At 74.5% G+C, this 14681-nt stretch carries 10 protein-coding genes and 1 pseudogene; 9 read left to right on the top strand and 2 right to left on the bottom strand.

Going from position 1 to position 14681, the window contains the following annotated elements; translation table 11 throughout:
- Positions 1–295 precede the first annotated feature (295 nt).
- A complete protein-coding gene (locus tag GTY47_RS04290) occupies positions 296–751 on the top strand; it encodes a hypothetical protein (RefSeq protein ID WP_010038958.1) in 456 nt (151 codons plus the stop codon).
- Positions 748–3609 carry a CHAT domain-containing protein gene (locus tag GTY47_RS04285; RefSeq protein WP_010038955.1) on the top strand — a complete coding sequence of 954 codons (2862 nt, stop codon included), beginning with the start codon at positions 748–750 and terminating at the stop codon, positions 3607–3609. Before GTY47_RS04290 ends, GTY47_RS04285 begins: the two co-directional genes overlap by 4 nt.
- A gap of 7 nt (positions 3610–3616) precedes the next feature.
- On the opposite strand, the gene GTY47_RS04280 is transcribed toward GTY47_RS04285, so the two are convergent.
- Positions 3617–5521: a caspase family protein gene (locus GTY47_RS04280; protein ID WP_010038954.1), complete on the bottom strand. Its 1905-nt coding sequence runs from the start codon at positions 5519–5521 to the stop codon at positions 3617–3619.
- Between the two features lie 478 nt (positions 5522–5999).
- Here GTY47_RS04280 and GTY47_RS04275 point away from each other — a divergent pair, with 478 nt between their 5' ends.
- Together GTY47_RS04275 and GTY47_RS04270 are read left to right on the top strand one after the other, a co-directional pair.
- Complete coding sequence (locus tag GTY47_RS04275; protein WP_010038952.1) at positions 6000–6788, top strand: hypothetical protein; 789 nt, start codon at positions 6000–6002, stop codon at positions 6786–6788.
- A gap of 97 nt (positions 6789–6885) precedes the next feature.
- The gene (locus GTY47_RS04270) at positions 6886–7563 is read left to right on the top strand and encodes a response regulator transcription factor (RefSeq protein ID WP_010038949.1); all 678 of its coding nucleotides are present in this window, start codon (positions 6886–6888) and stop codon (positions 7561–7563) included.
- 36 nt (positions 7564–7599) lie between these two features.
- Here GTY47_RS04270 and GTY47_RS04265 read toward each other — a convergent pair whose 3' ends face one another.
- The gene (locus GTY47_RS04265; protein ID WP_010038948.1) at positions 7600–8622 is read right to left on the bottom strand and encodes a Gfo/Idh/MocA family oxidoreductase; all 1023 of its coding nucleotides are present in this window, start codon (positions 8620–8622) and stop codon (positions 7600–7602) included.
- Between the two features lie 128 nt (positions 8623–8750).
- Between GTY47_RS04265 and GTY47_RS04260 the strand changes: the two genes are divergently transcribed.
- The 5 genes and pseudogenes from GTY47_RS04260 to GTY47_RS40120 all read left to right on the top strand — a co-directional run.
- Positions 8751–9488 (top strand): GntR family transcriptional regulator, encoded by a 738-nt coding sequence (locus GTY47_RS04260; protein ID WP_173937364.1) that lies wholly within the window; start codon positions 8751–8753, stop codon positions 9486–9488.
- A 123-nt stretch (positions 9489–9611) separates the two neighbouring features.
- Positions 9612–10760 carry an ROK family glucokinase gene (locus tag GTY47_RS04255; RefSeq protein WP_010038943.1) on the top strand — a complete coding sequence of 383 codons (1149 nt, stop codon included), beginning with the start codon at positions 9612–9614 and terminating at the stop codon, positions 10758–10760.
- Positions 10757–11338, top strand: coding sequence for a hypothetical protein (locus GTY47_RS04250; protein WP_010038939.1), 582 nt, complete (start codon positions 10757–10759; stop codon positions 11336–11338). Before GTY47_RS04255 ends, GTY47_RS04250 begins: the two co-directional genes overlap by 4 nt.
- 107 nt (positions 11339–11445) lie before the next feature.
- Positions 11446–14295, top strand: a complete 2850-nt coding sequence (locus tag GTY47_RS04245) for a DEAD/DEAH box helicase (protein ID WP_010038936.1) — start codon at positions 11446–11448, stop codon at positions 14293–14295.
- A pseudogene (locus GTY47_RS40120) lies at positions 14292–14681 on the top strand (hypothetical protein); the annotation flags it as partial. The gene GTY47_RS04245 and the pseudogene GTY47_RS40120, both read left to right, overlap by 4 nt.

Here is a 14681-nt window from a genome sequence, read left to right as displayed (position 1 = left end):
CGGCGGCTGGTCTGGAGTGGTCTGAGGTCGGCTTGTTGGGCGGCGGGCGATCCGAGACGCTGCCTTGGCTTGCGGTGTGGCGGGCAATCCGAGACGGCCGCGTCGGCTTGTGGTGTGGCGTGCGGTCTGGGGCGGCCTGACACCGGCTCTGCGGGCGGTGGGCAGTCTGTGACGGCTTGCTCCGCTCCCGCTGTGGCGGGCCGACCGGGGCGGTCTGGCACCGGTTCCCCGGGCGGCGGCTGCCCGGGGACGGGGCTGGCGTCGGCCTCCGGTGCGGTGGGCGGTCTGAAGCCGCTTGACACCGCTCGCCCCGTGGCGGACTCCCGATGCCGCCGACGTACGTCGTCCCCGGGCCGAGGCGGAGACCGAACGGCTGCGCGACGAGGCCGCGTCCGACGCGGCTCCGGGCCACTGCCGGCTCCGCGTCAACCCGGGGGCATCGACCGTAACCCTTGTGGCCGGTGAGGCGGGCGGCGGATCATGGCCATATGCCGCCTGGTGCACCGCCGTTCGAGGGCGCGACTGTCCGCAGACCCGCGACTGGGGCCACTGGATCCGCCGCCGGACTTCGCCCTGGGCTCAGGGCTTCGTCCGGCCGTCGAAGCGCGAGACCGCCGACCGGGTCGCGATCCTCTCCGACGACCGGGGCGAGGCACCCCTGCTCGAACCCAGGGGCGCGCCCGGCGTCGACTTCGGCACCGTACCGGACGCGGACCGCGCCACGGCCGCAGGAACGGGGGACGTGACATGACGATTCCGTACGACCTTCAGGCGCTGCTGTACGAGATCGACCAGCGGACGAAGGGCATCGTCAGCGGCGAGGACCTCGCCGGGTTGTCCGGGCTCGTGCTCGACCGGCTGGGCTGCACGACGGCGGAGCACGCTTACGACCGCCTGTACACGGACTGGGCGGAGCTTCCCCGGGGCACCGTCGCGTCCGGTCTGCGGGCCGGCCAGGTGCTGAGCGTGCTGCCGTTGCTGCGACTCGAAGGGCCGCTCGTCGACGCGCAGCGGGAGGAGGAGCTGTGGCGGGCGATGCGCGACCACGGCCCGGCGGACGAGACGTGGCGGGCGAACGTCGTCGTCAGACACAGTGCGTGGGGCCTGCGGCACCTCACCGATCCCGCGCAGATGGAGGCAGCACTCGCCCGGATCGAACAGGCCCGGGCCGCGCATCCGCCCGGCACCCGGATCCGCGCGAACCTCGACATGGCGCACGCCGGGCTACGGACGTACCTGGGTCAACTGGGCGGCGGCGAGGACGACTTCGACACGGCCGTCGACGACATGGCCCGTCTCGCGCAGACCTCGGACATGGCGCCGGAGCAGCGTCTGGTCATGAGCGCGCAGGTCGCGCTGTTCCGCATCCACCAGGCCTCCCGGCGCGGCGACGAGGCGGCCCTGGCCGAGCAGATCGGTGTGCTCGAACACGCCATGGCGCAGCTCCCCGCCGGGCACATGGACCGGTTCGCGTTCGAGTCGCACCTGGAAGCCGCCCGCGGCGCCCTGACCCTGCTGCGGGGGCAGCGCACCGGCCGGTTCGAACCCGCCACCGAAGGGGCGGGCGCCGCGACGCCCACGGACGAGATCCGCCGCCGGATCGCCACCCTGCCGGTCAACGCCCAGGCCGACAAGCTGACCGAGGCGGGCTTCGCGGTGGGGCAACGGGCCCTGCTCACCATGGACCACCAGGCGATGCGGGAGTCCATGGAACTGCGGGAGGCCGCCCTCGACCTGCTCGAACCCGACGACGACCGGTGGATCCGGGTCGCCGGCGGGCTGGGCGTCAGCCACTGCGTCATGGCCGACCTGCAGTTCGCGCCGCCCGCTGACCGCGCTCTCCACCTCGACCAGGGCATCGCCTGGCTGCGGCACACCCTGCGGCTCACCGGCGGGCCCCACCACCCGCTGTGGGGCGGCACCGGCATCACCCTCGCCAAGGCCTACCGTCTGCGCGGCGACGAGTACGCCCATGACGCCCGCACCAGACGCCTGAACTACGACGCCTCCCGTCGCGTCGGCCTCCAATGCCTGCGCGCTGCCGCCTGGAGCGCCCTGCTCCAGTCCGGTACGGCCCATGCCGCCGAGACCGCCCGGATGGCGGGCGCCCAGGCCCTCGACGTGGCGCGTTGGTGCCTCGCCGACGGCGCCCACGCCGACGCCGTACGAGCCCTCGACGCGGGACGCGGCCTCGTCCTGCACGCGGCGACCGCGGTCACCACCGTGCCCGAGATGCTGAAGGAGCTGGGCCGGACGGAGCTCGCCCGGGAGTGGCAGGCCGCGGGCAGCGTGCCCGAGGTGGGGGAGGAGATGCTGTTCACCGCTCAGGCCGCGTTCGCGGGGCCCTCCAGCCGCCTGCGCCGCCGGGTCCTGGAGGCGCTTGCCGACTCCCCACGGCACCACGGGCTGCTGGACGTGCCCTCGCCCGAGGACATCGGCGGGGCCCTGCGCGCGATGGACGCGACCGCGCTGGTCTACCTGGTACCGGGCGACGGTGCCGTGCCGGGTCTCCTCGCTGCCCGGCCCGGCTCCGGTGCGGCCGTCCTCGTCACCGCCGACGGCCGCACCCGCTCCCTCGACCTGCCCCACCTCACCGTCGACGCGCCCCCGCTCACCGCGTACCGCGCCACCGGCACCCCCGGCCGCGACGCCGGCGGCCCGCCCGTGTCCGACACGTCACCCGCACCCGGACCGGCCCCGGGCCCCGGCACGAGCCGCACCGCCCTGGAGCAGCTGTGCGCCTGGGCCGGTACGGCCGTGATGGAACCGCTGCTGAGCCGGTTACCGCGCGGTTTCGGCCGGGCGCCCGCTGTCGTGCTGGTGCCCATGGGCGAGCTGGGCGTCGTGCCCTGGCACGCGGCACGACTGACCGGCCGGCGCCGCTCGCGCGGATACGCCTGCGAACGGGCGGACATCTCCTACACGCCCTCCGCCCGGCTGCTGTGCGAGGTGGCCGCCCGGCCCGCCGCCGGCACCCGGCAGACCCTGGTCGTCGGCAACCCGACCCGCGACCTGCACCACGCCGGTGAGGAGGCCGAGGCCGTCCACCGCGTCTTCCACCCGGACGGCGACCTCCTCGGCCCCGGTGCCGCCACGCCCGCCGCCGTCACGGACTGGCTGCGCCGGCAGCGGGGCGGCCTGCTGCACCTCGCCTGCCACGGAGTGGTGCGTCAGGGCGAGCGGCACAGCGCCTACCTCGCCCTGTCCGGCGGGCCGTTGGCCGCCGAGGAGCTGACCGAGGGCGCCACCCGCTACCGCGGCCTGGACCTGGTGGTGCTCGCCGCCTGCCGCACCAACGTCTCCGGGCACGGCTACGACGAGGCGTACAGCCTGTCCACCGCGTTCCTCGTCGCGGGCGCCCGCTCGGTCATCGGCTCCCTGTGGCCGGTGCCCGACGAGGCGACGTCCCTGCTGATGTACATGACCCACCACTTCATGAGCCGCGACGGACTGCCGCCCGGACGGGCCCTGCGCAGCGCCCAGTCGTGGATGCTGAACGACCGCCGCGAGGCACCGCCCGGCATGCCGGCCCACCTCAGGGCACGGGTGGGACACATCGACGCGGACGACCTGACGGCGTGGGCGGGCTTCACCCACCTCGGCTGGTGACGGCTCGTCACCTCTCGGTGCGTACGACGACCTGGGCCGTCCCCCAGCGGCCAGCCCCGTACGCCGGACCGCCCGCGTCCCGCTCGCCCCCGGCACCCGCCGCGAGCACCCGCAGCAGACCGCCCCCACCGGCCGGTGCCACGCTGTCGCGTGCGCCGGAGGGGGCGCCGGTGGACCAGGCGGACAGCCGGAACGGAGCGAGGTTCAGCTCGTCCTCCGCGACGATCACTTTCAGCCAGTCCCGGGTGAAGGCACCCCGCACCGCCGAACGCCCCGGCGGCAGCCGCAGCCACACGGGTTCCCCGCGCCGGGCCCACCCGACCCTGCCGTCCCCGATGAACTCGCCCTCGAACAGATGCGGGGAGGATCCGTAACTGTCCGTCAGGTCGAGCAGCACCGCCCACAGATGACGCCCGGCATGGTTGTGGATCCCGACCCGCACCTGCGGCTCCCGGCCGTCGGCCGTGTACCCGCAGACGATCTCGCCGTCCGCCGAGTGCCGCAGGCTGCCCACCGCCGTCTCCTCGACGGTGATCCGGACCAGCGACGACAGCAGCGGATCCGGGTTGACCAGATCCCGGATCCGGTGCCAGTGGGCGATGTGGGCCAGGCAGTCGGCCACGCGTGCCGCGTCCGCGGGGGACCGCAGCGACAGCTCGGGCACGGGATGCCCGCCCCCACCCGACACCCGCGCCCGGCCGTCCCCGACCTCCACGTGCAGCCGCAGCGCGTCCCCGGCACCGATCGGCGACCGCAGCGGCAGCCCGTCCCCGCCCCCGGTCTCCGGCGCCAGGGCCAGGGCGGGCAGCTCCCCGACCGCCTGCGCGACCAGGCGTACGGCGGCCTTCTCGCCCGACAGCGTCACCACGGCCGGCGGGAACGCCAGCGCCGACGGAGTCACGGCGTGCGCCCACTGCTGGTCCTCGGACGTCGGTTGCCAGCCGACCGGGTCCACCAGGGCCGACTCGGGGCGTACGTCACGGACCACGACCGTGCGCGCCGCGGCGTCCCCGAGCAGGGTGAACTCGGCGCCCGTGGACCGCAGTCCGTGTGCCGCGCCGCAGTTGACCTCCCAGCCCCACGCCGTGTGCCGCAGCAGGAACGGCGAGCCCGGCACCGGCTCGCCGGACAGGAACGCCCCGTCCTCCGGCCCGCGCAGCTCGGGATGCTGCACGTGGCTCAGCGCCCGCACGCGCGCCTCGGTGAGCGCGTGCAGCTCCCCGTACGCGGCCGTGGGGCCGAGCCGGTCCAGCGCGCCCAGCAGCGCATGGCTGAAGTAGCCCCGGATCTTCCCGTCGACGACGTTCTCGTGCGCGAGCTCCTGAGGGCGGCACGCGGCCAGCAGCACGTGCCGGCCCGGCTCGGGTACCTGCCCGCCGCCGCCGGACCGTGCGCCCGGGCCCGCCGCCGGGTGCCACCAGGACCGCCAGGGCACGCCCCGCACCGCCGCACCGGGCGGACCGGCGGCGTCCTGCCGCGTCGCACCGCCCGAGTGGCAGCAGTCCAGCACCGCCACGACATGCGTGCCGCGGGCCGCGACGCCGTCCAGGAGCGCGCCGAGTTCGGTGTCCCGCAGCACCGGCTGCCCGCCCGGCATCAGGCTGTCGTGACACACCAGCGCCTGCGACCAGCCGGTGGCCTCGCCCGGATCGGTGGTCGGGCTCTGGCTGCCGTGCCCGCTGAACCACAGCAGCGCGGTGTCCTGTGGCCCGCTCTTCCCGAGATGCTCCTCCAGCCCCGCCAGCACGGCCGCCCGGGTCGCCTCGGCGTCGTACAGCGTCCGGATCCGCGCGGCCGGACCGCTCCGGCTCCGCAGCCAGTTCTCCGCTGCCCGTACGTCGTTGACACAGCCGCGCAACGGCAGGCCGGGGTAGTCGTCGATGCCCACGAACAGGGCGTACACGGTGCGCATGCGGTGATCCTTCCAGGCCTGCCGGGGCGCGGGCAGGGCGTTTCCGGGGCGCATGCCGGGCACGTGCGCGCGACCCCACGACCCCGTGCTCCGAACGGAGTTGACTTGGCTGTGGTGATGGCTGATGTTTGTGCCGCCTTCAGCACCGCGCGTAACGGAAGGAACAGGCACGTGAGTTTCGCGGGGACCCACCAATCCGTACCAGCCACCGGGGCCGCCGAACGGCGGACCGCACCCGCCCCCTCCGGCCAACGGCCCCTACGTGCCGCCCCCGTACCTGCCGCCCCAGCCGGGCCCTGCGCCGTACGGCTACCCGCACCCCCAGCCGCACCCACCGCAGCCCCAGCCTTACCCGTACTTCCCCCGGCCGCGTCCGGGCCTTGCCGCCTGGGGCCTGGGGTGGGGCGGTGGGCGCGGTGCCGCATGGCCGTCGGTGCGCGAACTGCTGCGACAGGGGCAGCCGCGGATCTCCGGTTGCATGTGGCTGGTGCTGCTCGCTCCGTGCACCTGGTTCGCGTTCCCGCCGCTCATGCTGTGCTACTCGTTCGCGCGCTCGGCCCGCATCCGGGCCCACCGGCTGTTCCCGCACACGCACCGGGCCGTCGAGGACCGGCACGTGACGCGCGTGCAGAAGGTGCGGGCCTGGACCGCGGCCGCCATGTCCCTGCTGCTGCTCGCCGTGTACGGCAAACCGGAGGACGTCGCCGAGGCCCAGGAGCAGTACGTGATGCGGCTGGTGGTCACCCCGCCCCTGCTGCTCCTGAGCGCCCCCGTCGTGATCGCGGTGCTGTTCCGGTGGGCGTCGGCGGAGACCAGGTCGGCCATGCGGGTGCGGGTGCGGGCCGCCCTGCGGTCGGCCGGCTGGTACGTCGGTGCCGTGACGGCCGTCCCGCTGCTCGGCGGGGCGATCGTCCTGCTCGGCCGGGACCAGACGCCCTCCTCCGGTTCGGCGGGCGCCGCCCCCTGGCTGATCCTCGCGGCCGCCCTGCCCCTGGCCTGGCTTCTGTTCTTCCTGGGCTTCGCCACCGGTCCGGCCGTGCGCACCGGCTTCAACACCGCGGCCGTGCACGCCGCGCTCCCCGCCCTGCTGACCGGCACGCTGGTGTGGGAGTTCGCCGCCATCAGCCTGCTCGCGGGCGGCCTGCCGCCCGGGCCGCCGGTGATCCAGGCGCTCGCCGTCATCGGCGGTCCCGCCTCGGTGACGGCGGTGGTCTGGTGGGAGATCAGCCGCCTGCGCACCCGGTACGGGGTGGCGCTGCGCGCCTGAGCCCGCGGTCCGAACCCACCGTTCCTCAGCCGGAGTTGGCGCGGAGGACCGTACGTCCGCGCCCCGCATCCGCCCCCGCCGTGATTACGTAAGGCCCATGACTGCGATCAGACTGCTCCTCGTCGACGACGATCCGCTGGTGCGGGCCGGACTGTCCTTCATGATGGGCGGAGCCGACGACATCGAGATCGTCGGCGAGGCGGCCGACGGCGGCGAGGCGGAGGCGCTCGTCGACCGCACCCGCCCGGACGTCGTGCTCATGGACATCCGGATGCCGACGGTGGACGGCCTCACGGCCACGGAGCGGCTGCGCGCCCGCAAGGACGCCCCGCAGGTGGTGGTCCTCACCACCTTCCACGCCGACGAACAGGTCCTGCGGGCGCTGCGCGCGGGCGCCGCCGGTTTCGTCCTCAAGGACACCCCGCCGGCCGAGATCCTCGCCGCCGTACGCCGGGTCGCGGCCGGCGACCCGGTCCTGTCGCCCACCGTCACCCGCCAGTTGATGCGGCACGCGGTCGGCACCGCCGCCGACACCCGCCGCACGCGTGCGCGTGAACGCGTGGCGGCCCTCAACGACCGCGAGCGCGAGGTCGCCGTCGCGGTCGGCCGGGGCCTGTCCAACGCCGAGATCGCCACCGGCCTCTTCATGAGCGTCGCCACGGTCAAGACGCACGTCTCCCGCATCCTGGCCAAGCTCGACCTCAACAACCGCGTGCAGATCGCCCTGCTGGCGTACGACGCGGGACTCCTGGAGGAGGAACAGGAGGGTCACTGACCGCCCTGCCGGGCACGCCGGCCCGCCGGCCCGCCGTCACGCGAAGGCGGAGGCGGTTCCGCCGGGGATCTCCGCGAGGTGCACCGGCCTGCGCTCCCGGCGTGACAGCTCGCACGCCTCGGCGACGCGCAGCGCCTGAAGGGCCTCGCGCCCGTCGCAGGGGTTGGCCCGCTCGCCCCGCACGACCTCGACGAACGCGTTCAGCTCCGCCTCGTAGGCGGGGCCGAAGCGCTCCAGGAAGCCGGTCCAGGGCTTGTCGGCGGCCGGCGGCCCGGTCGGCTCGGTGGACGCGATCGGCGTACGGTCGTCCAGGCCGACCACGATCTGGTCGAGCTCCCCGGCCAGCTCCATGCGCACGTCGTAGCCGGCCCCGTTCAGCCGGGCGCCGGTGACCGTGGCGAGTGTGCCGTCGTCGAGGGTGAGGAGCGCGGCGCCGGTGTCGACGTCGCCCGCCTCGCGGAACATCGCGGGCCCGGCGTCCGACCCCGCCGCGTAGACGTCCGCCACCTCCCGGCCCGTCACCCAGCGCAGCACGTCGAAGTCGTGGATCAGCGTGTCCCGGTACAGCCCGCCGGACAGCGGCAGCCACGCCGCGGGCGGCGGCGTCCGGTCACTGGTCAGCGCCCGCACGGTGTGCAGCCGCCCCAGCCTGCCGGAGCGCACGGCCTCGCGGGCGCCCCGGTAGCCGGCGTCGAAGCGGCGCTGGAAGCCCATCTGGAGCACCGTCCCGGCCGTCTCGACCTCGGCGATCGCGCTCAGGGTCCCCGGCAGATCCAGCGCGATGGGCTTCTCGCAGAACACCGGCAGGCCCGAGCGTGCTGCCCGACCGATCAGTTCGGCGTGGGCCGACGTCGCCGTCGTGATCACCACGGCGTCGACCCCCCAGCGGAAGATCTCCTCCACGCCGGGCGCGGCCGTCTCACCCAGCCGGTGCGCCAGTTCCTGGGCCCGCGAGGCGTCCGCGTCCGTAAGGATCAGGGAGCCCACGTCGCGGTGCCGGCTGAGCGTGTTCGCGTGGATCGTGCCGATGCGGCCCGTACCGATGACGCCGATGCGCATGGAAACAAAGTGCGTGCGCAGCCCGCCCCTGTCAATCTGTATGTCCGGACAATCTGACTACACAACTTCCCGTCAACAACGCACGGAGCTACGCTCGGCCCGTGCCGAAACCAGAAGTGGACCCGACCGTGCAGCTCGAGCTGAGCGTGGACCGCAGCTCTCCCGTGCCGTTGTACTTCCAGCTGTCCCAGCAGCTGGAGGCCGCGATCGAGCACGGCACGCTGACCCCAGGCAGCCTGCTGGGCAACGAGATCGAACTCGCCGCCCGGCTCGGCCTGTCCCGGCCGACCGTCCGCCAGGCCATCCAGTCGCTCGTCGACAAGGGCCTCCTCGTCCGCCGCCGGGGCGTGGGCACCCAGGTCGTGCACAGCCAGGTCAAGCGCCCTCTGGAGCTCAGCAGTCTCTACGACGACCTGGAGGCGGCGGGCCAGCGCCCGGCCACCAAGGTCCTCGTCAACACGCTCGTCCCCGCCTCCGCCGAGGTCGCCGCCGCGCTGGGCGTCGCCGAGGACAGCGACGTCCACCGCGTGGAACGCCTCCGCCTCGCCCACGGCGAGCCCATGGCCTACCTCTGCAACTTCCTGCCCCCCGGCCTCATCGACCTCGACACCGCCCAACTGGAGACCACGGGCCTCTACCGCCTGATGCGAGCGGCCGGCATCACCCTCCACAGCGCCCGCCAGTCGATCGGCGCCCGGGCGGCGACGGCGGCGGAGGCGGAGCGACTGGCGGAGGAGGCAGGGGCCCCGCTGCTCACCATGCAACGCGTCACGTTCGACGATACGGGCCGAGCAGTGGAATACGGCACACACACCTACCGCCCGACGCGCTACTCGTTCGAGTTCCAGCTCCTGGTGCGGACCTGAGGGAGATGCCGCTGAGGGGCGCGGTGAACTGCGCGACAAGCCCCCGCGCACCCGCACTCGGCACTGATCCGCACCACCCCTCTGCTCCGCACCCTGCCTCCCCGTGAGGCAGAATCGGCGGCGATGAGCACCTACCGCGACTTCACCGCCCCCATCGGCTCCCGCCGTGCCACCGTGCTCCGCACCGTCGGCACCCGGGAGCGCCGCTCACACCTGACGGCACCCCGCGTACCGACGGTCGGCATCGACATCGGCGGTACGAAGGTGATGGCGGGCGTCGTCGACGCCGACGGCAACATCCTGGAGAAGGTCCGCACCGAGACGCCGGACAAGTCCAAGAGCCCCAAGGTCGTCGAGGACACCATCGCCGAGCTGGTCCTGGACCTCTCGGACCGGCACGACGTGCACGCCGTCGGCATCGGCGCGGCCGGCTGGGTCGACGCCGACCGCAACCGCGTGCTGTTCGCCCCCCACCTGTCCTGGCGCAACGAACCGCTCCGCGACCGCCTCTCCGGCCGGCTCTCGGTACCGGTCCTCGTGGACAACGACGCCAACACCGCCGCCTGGGCCGAGTGGCGCTTCGGCGCCGGCCGCGGCGAGGACCACCTCGTGATGATCACGCTGGGCACCGGCATCGGCGGCGCGATCCTGGAGGACGGCCAGGTCAAGCGCGGCAAGTACGGCGTCGCCGGCGAGTTCGGCCATATGCAGGTCGTGCCCGGCGGCCACCGCTGCCCGTGCGGCAACCGCGGCTGCTGGGAGCAGTACAGCTCCGGAAACGCCCTGGTCCGCGAGGCGCGCGAGCTGGCCGCGGCCGACTCCCCGGTGGCGTACGGGATCATCGAGCACGTCAAGGGCAACATCTCCGACATCACCGGCCCGATGATCACCGAGCTGGCCCGCGAGGGCGACGCCATGTGCATCGAGCTGCTCCAGGACATCGGCCAGTGGCTCGGCGTCGGCATCGCCAACCTCGCCGCCGCCCTCGACCCCTCCTGCTTCGTCATCGGCGGCGGCGTCTCGGCCGCCGACGACCTGCTGATCGGCCCCGCGCGGGACGCCTTCCGCAGGCATCTGACCGGCCGCGGCTACCGCCCCGAGGCCCGTATCGCCCGGGCCCAGCTCGGTCCCGAGGCCGGCATGGTCGGCGCCGCCGACCTGGCCCGGCTGGTCGCCCGCCGCTTCCGGCGCGCCAAGCGCCGCCGGGTGGAGCGGTACGAGCGCTACGAGCGGTACGCGCAGTCCCTCCGCAGCAGCCAGGAGACGCTGTGACCGCCTCCCTGCCGCACCAGGGCTCGTGGCCGGAGGGGGAGGAACGCCCGGCCGAGGACCGCCGCCACATGATCCGCCGCCGGGCGCTCACCCTGCTGATCATCGTGCTGCTCATCGGCGTTCCGGCCGGCTACCTGGTGATCTCCGCGAACCAGAGCCGGGACAGCGGCAAGGACAAGGAGGCCAAGTACTCGGCGACGGGCCTGACCGCGGGCTGGCCGTCCAAGCTCCAGCGCCGGATCTACCAGGTGCCCGTCCCGCACCCGGCCTGGCACGTGGCGTACTACGAGACCAACAACTGGAAGACCAGCCGCCTGTACGCCCAGTTCGAGACCAACGCGGCCGGTCTGGACGCCTATCTGACGGGCCTGGGCGTGACCCGGGACGACCTGGAGAAGGGCCACATCACCATCGGCGCCCGCGACCGCAAGGTCACCGGCTGGAAGTTCCCCGAGGGCGACGCGTGGTACGGCTTCGTCCACCGGCAGAAGAACCCCGCACCCACGCACGACGTGGTGGTGGACCTGTCCAACCCGGCGTACCCCTGGGTGTACGTGGTGTCCCGGACGGTGCCCTGACCCGAAGCCGTGCCCGGTCGTCGGGGCCGCCGGGGCCGGTTGTCAGACCCCGCCCGTAGAGTCGGAGACAACTGAATCCGACACGCGGGCGGGAGGTGGCAGGACGTATGGGCGACACGGCCGCGATGGCCGAGCGAGCGGGAGACACGACGGTCCCGGTCCGGCTCCCGGCCGTCTTCCTGCCCGCACCCCTCCCGCGCGGCGGGCGCATCGCCTTCTGGGACCCCGCGGGGGAGCCCCTGCCCGCAGAGGTCGCAGAGCTCACGGAGGACACCGAGCTCACCGTCGTACGACGGCACGGCGCCGCGGTCCGGCGGCGGACCACCCCGGCGCTGTCCCTGTCGCTGGACGAGGCCCTGCCGCTGCTGGTGCGCGCCCGGCGCGACCCCGCGGCCCACCCCGCCACCGCCTGCTGGGGCGCGGCCGCCCTGCACGCCCTGCGGCTGATCGCGCGCGGCCGGCTGCTGCCCGGCCTGACCCCCACGGGCCACGACGCCTGGCGCGCCGGCCCGCTCGACCCGGACGACATCGCGCACCTGCGCGCGGTGGCCGCCGCCCTGCCCTACGAGGGACACGCCGTCCCGCTGCCCGGCCCGGGCCCGATCCACCTGCCCGAACCGGAAGCGCTGGTACGCGCGTTCCTGGACGCGGTCGCCGACACCCTGCCGCGCACCCCGGCCGCACCCCACGCCACCGGCAGACCCTTCGCGGCCCGCGCCGCCCAGCACCTGCCGCATGCCCACGACTGGGCCGCCGAGGTCGCCGCCGGGATGGACGCCGGCGTGCGGATCTCGCTCCGGCTGGACCTCTCGGCGTACGACCTGTTCGACGACGCCTTCGACGGCGGCGCGCGCAGCGCCGGCGCAGCGGTCGTCCAGGTGCACAGCCTCGCCGACCCCACCCTCGTCGCCGACGCGGCGGCGCTGTGGGCGGGCGAGACGGACGACGCCTTCGGCCCCCGCGCCCGGGTGGACGCCGCCCTCGCCGTCCGCCGCGCGGCCCGGGTCTGGCCTCCGCTCGACCGGCTCTCCGACCAGGACGTGCCCGACGTGCTGGCACTGACCGAGGAGGAGCTGAGCGACCTGCTCGGTGTCGCGGCCACCCGGCTCGCCGCGGCCGGCGTCGCCGTGCACTGGCCCCGGGACCTGGCCCAGGACCTCTCGGCCGCGGCGGTGGTCCGGTCGGCCCCCGGCTCGGCGACCGACGGAACCGGCTTCTTCGAGAGCGAGGATCTGCTCCAGTTCCGCTGGCAGCTGGCGCTCGGCGGCGACCCGCTCACCGAGAGCGAGATGGACGCCCTCGCCGAGGCCCACCGCCCGGTCGTCCGGCTGCGCGACCAGTGGGTGCTGGTCGACCCCGCCCTCGTCCGCAAGGCCCGCCAGCGGGACCTGGGGCTCCTCGACCCGGTCGACGCGCTGTCCGTCGCCCTCACCGGCACCGCAGACGTGGACGGCGAGACGGTCGAGGCCGTACCGGCCGGCGCCCTGGCCGCCCTGCGCGACCGCCTCACCGCGGGGGTACGCCCGGCCGAACCGCCGCCGGGCCTGCACGCCACCCTCCGCGACTACCAGCTCCGGGGCCTGGCCTGGCTCGACCTGATGACCTCCCTCGGCCTCGGCGGCTGCCTCGCCGACGACATGGGTCTCGGCAAGACCGTCACGCTCATCGCCCTGCACCTGAAGCGGGCCCGCAGCGAGCCCACCCTCGTGGTCTGCCCGGCCTCGCTGCTGGGCAACTGGCAGCGGGAGATCACCCGTTTCGCGCCCGGCGTCCCCGTCCGCCGCTTCCACGGCCCGGACCGCAGCCTGGACGACCTGGACGGCGGCTTCGTCCTCACCACGTACGGCACGATGCGCTCCGCGGCCCCCGCCCTGGCCGGGCAGGAGTGGGGCATGGTCGTCGCCGACGAGGCGCAGCACGTCAAGAACCCCTACTCGGCCACGGCCAAGGCGCTGCGCACGATCCCGTCGCCCGCACGCGTGGCCCTGACCGGCACGCCCGTCGAGAACAACCTGTCGGAGCTGTGGGCCCTGCTCGACTGGACCACCCCGGGTCTCCTCGGCCCGCTGAAGTCCTTCCGCGCCCGGCACGCCCGGGCCGTGGAGAACGGCGAGGACGAGGAGGCGGTGGAGCGCCTGGCCCGCCTGGTCCGGCCCTTCCTGCTGCGCCGGAAGAAGTCCGACCCGGGCATCGTCCCCGAGCTGCCGCCCAAGACGGAGACCGACCACCCGGTGCCGCTCACCCGCGAACAGGGCGCGCTGTACGAGGCGGTGGTGCGCGAGTCGATGCTCGCCATCGAGACCGCGGAGGGCATGGCACGCCGCGGCCTGGTGCTGAAGCTGCTGACGTCGCTGAAGCAGATCTGCAACCACCCGGCGCTGTACCTGAAGGAGGAGACCGCCCGGACCGGTGGCGACCGGCTCGCCGCCCGCTCCGGCAAACTCGCGCTGCTGGACGAGCTGTTGGACACGCTGCTCGCCGAAGACGGATCCGCCCTGGTCTTCACGCAGTACGTCGGGATGGCCCGGCTGATCACCTCCCACCTGGCCACCCGGGCGGTCCCCGTCGACCTCCTCCACGGCGGCACGCCGGTCCCGGAGCGGGAGCGCATGGTCGACCGCTTCCAGGCCGGCTCGACCCCGGTCCTGGTGCTGTCCCTCAAGGCGGCGGGCACCGGCCTCAACCTCACCCGCGCGGGTCACGTCGTGCACTTCGACCGCTGGTGGAACCCGGCCGTCGAGGAACAGGCCACCGACCGCGCCTACCGCATCGGCCAGACCCAGCCCGTCCAGGTCCACCGCCTCATCACCGAGGGCACGATCGAGGACCGCATCGCCGAGATGCTCCAGGCCAAGCGCGCCCTCGCCGACGCGATCCTCGGCTCCGGCGAGTCGGCCCTCACCGAACTGACGGACCGCGAGCTGTCCGACCTGGTCTCCCTGCGGAGGACGCCATGACGCCCAGCCCGGCCGACAAGGCCCGCCGGGCCCTGCGGGCGGCCCGGGAGCAGGCCTACCGCAACCCGGAGCCACCGTCCGCTCCCCGCCCGGCCGAGAGGCCCACGGGCCAGGAGGAGACTCCCCGTCCGGGAGACGTGGCCAGAGCAGCACTGCGCAGGGCGGTCACCGAGCACCGGCGTGGCGACGGCCCGGCGAGCGAGGCGGGCGCGGCGGAGGACGCCGACGGGCCCGGCGTGCTGACGGGCGGTGCCTCAGAGGACAGGGCGGGGCCGACCGGTGCGGGCGACCTGGCAGAGGGGGACCGTTCCGGCGGCTCGGGTGGGTCGGAGGTTTCCGGCGTCCAGGGGCGGCCGGGCGGTTCCGTCGGCCCCGGTGGGTCGGAC

It is taken from the genome of Streptomyces sp. SID5464 (assembly GCF_009862985.1).
GTDB lineage: Bacteria > Actinomycetota > Actinomycetes > Streptomycetales > Streptomycetaceae > Streptomyces > Streptomyces chartreusis_D.
Note: the sequence above shows the minus strand (reverse complement) of the source record. Positions and strands in the feature narration are given on the sequence as shown.

What these genes read in the sequence shown, in the direction of transcription:
- GTY47_RS04285 (WP_010038955.1), top strand. Translation starts at nt 748, where the DNA reads ATGACGATTCCGTACGACCTTCAGGCGCTGCTGTACGAGATCGACCAG.
- GTY47_RS04280 (WP_010038954.1), bottom strand. Translation starts at nt 5,521, where the DNA reads ATGCGCACCGTGTACGCCCTGTTCGTGGGCATCGACGACTACCCCGGC.
- GTY47_RS04275 (WP_010038952.1), top strand. Translation starts at nt 6,000, where the DNA reads ATGTGGCTGGTGCTGCTCGCTCCGTGCACCTGGTTCGCGTTCCCGCCG.
- GTY47_RS04270 (WP_010038949.1), top strand. Translation starts at nt 6,886, where the DNA reads ATGACTGCGATCAGACTGCTCCTCGTCGACGACGATCCGCTGGTGCGG.
- GTY47_RS04265 (WP_010038948.1), bottom strand. Translation starts at nt 8,622, where the DNA reads ATGCGCATCGGCGTCATCGGTACGGGCCGCATCGGCACGATCCACGCG.
- GTY47_RS04255 (WP_010038943.1), top strand. Translation starts at nt 9,612, where the DNA reads ATGAGCACCTACCGCGACTTCACCGCCCCCATCGGCTCCCGCCGTGCC.
- GTY47_RS04245 (WP_010038936.1), top strand. Translation starts at nt 11,446, where the DNA reads ATGGGCGACACGGCCGCGATGGCCGAGCGAGCGGGAGACACGACGGTC.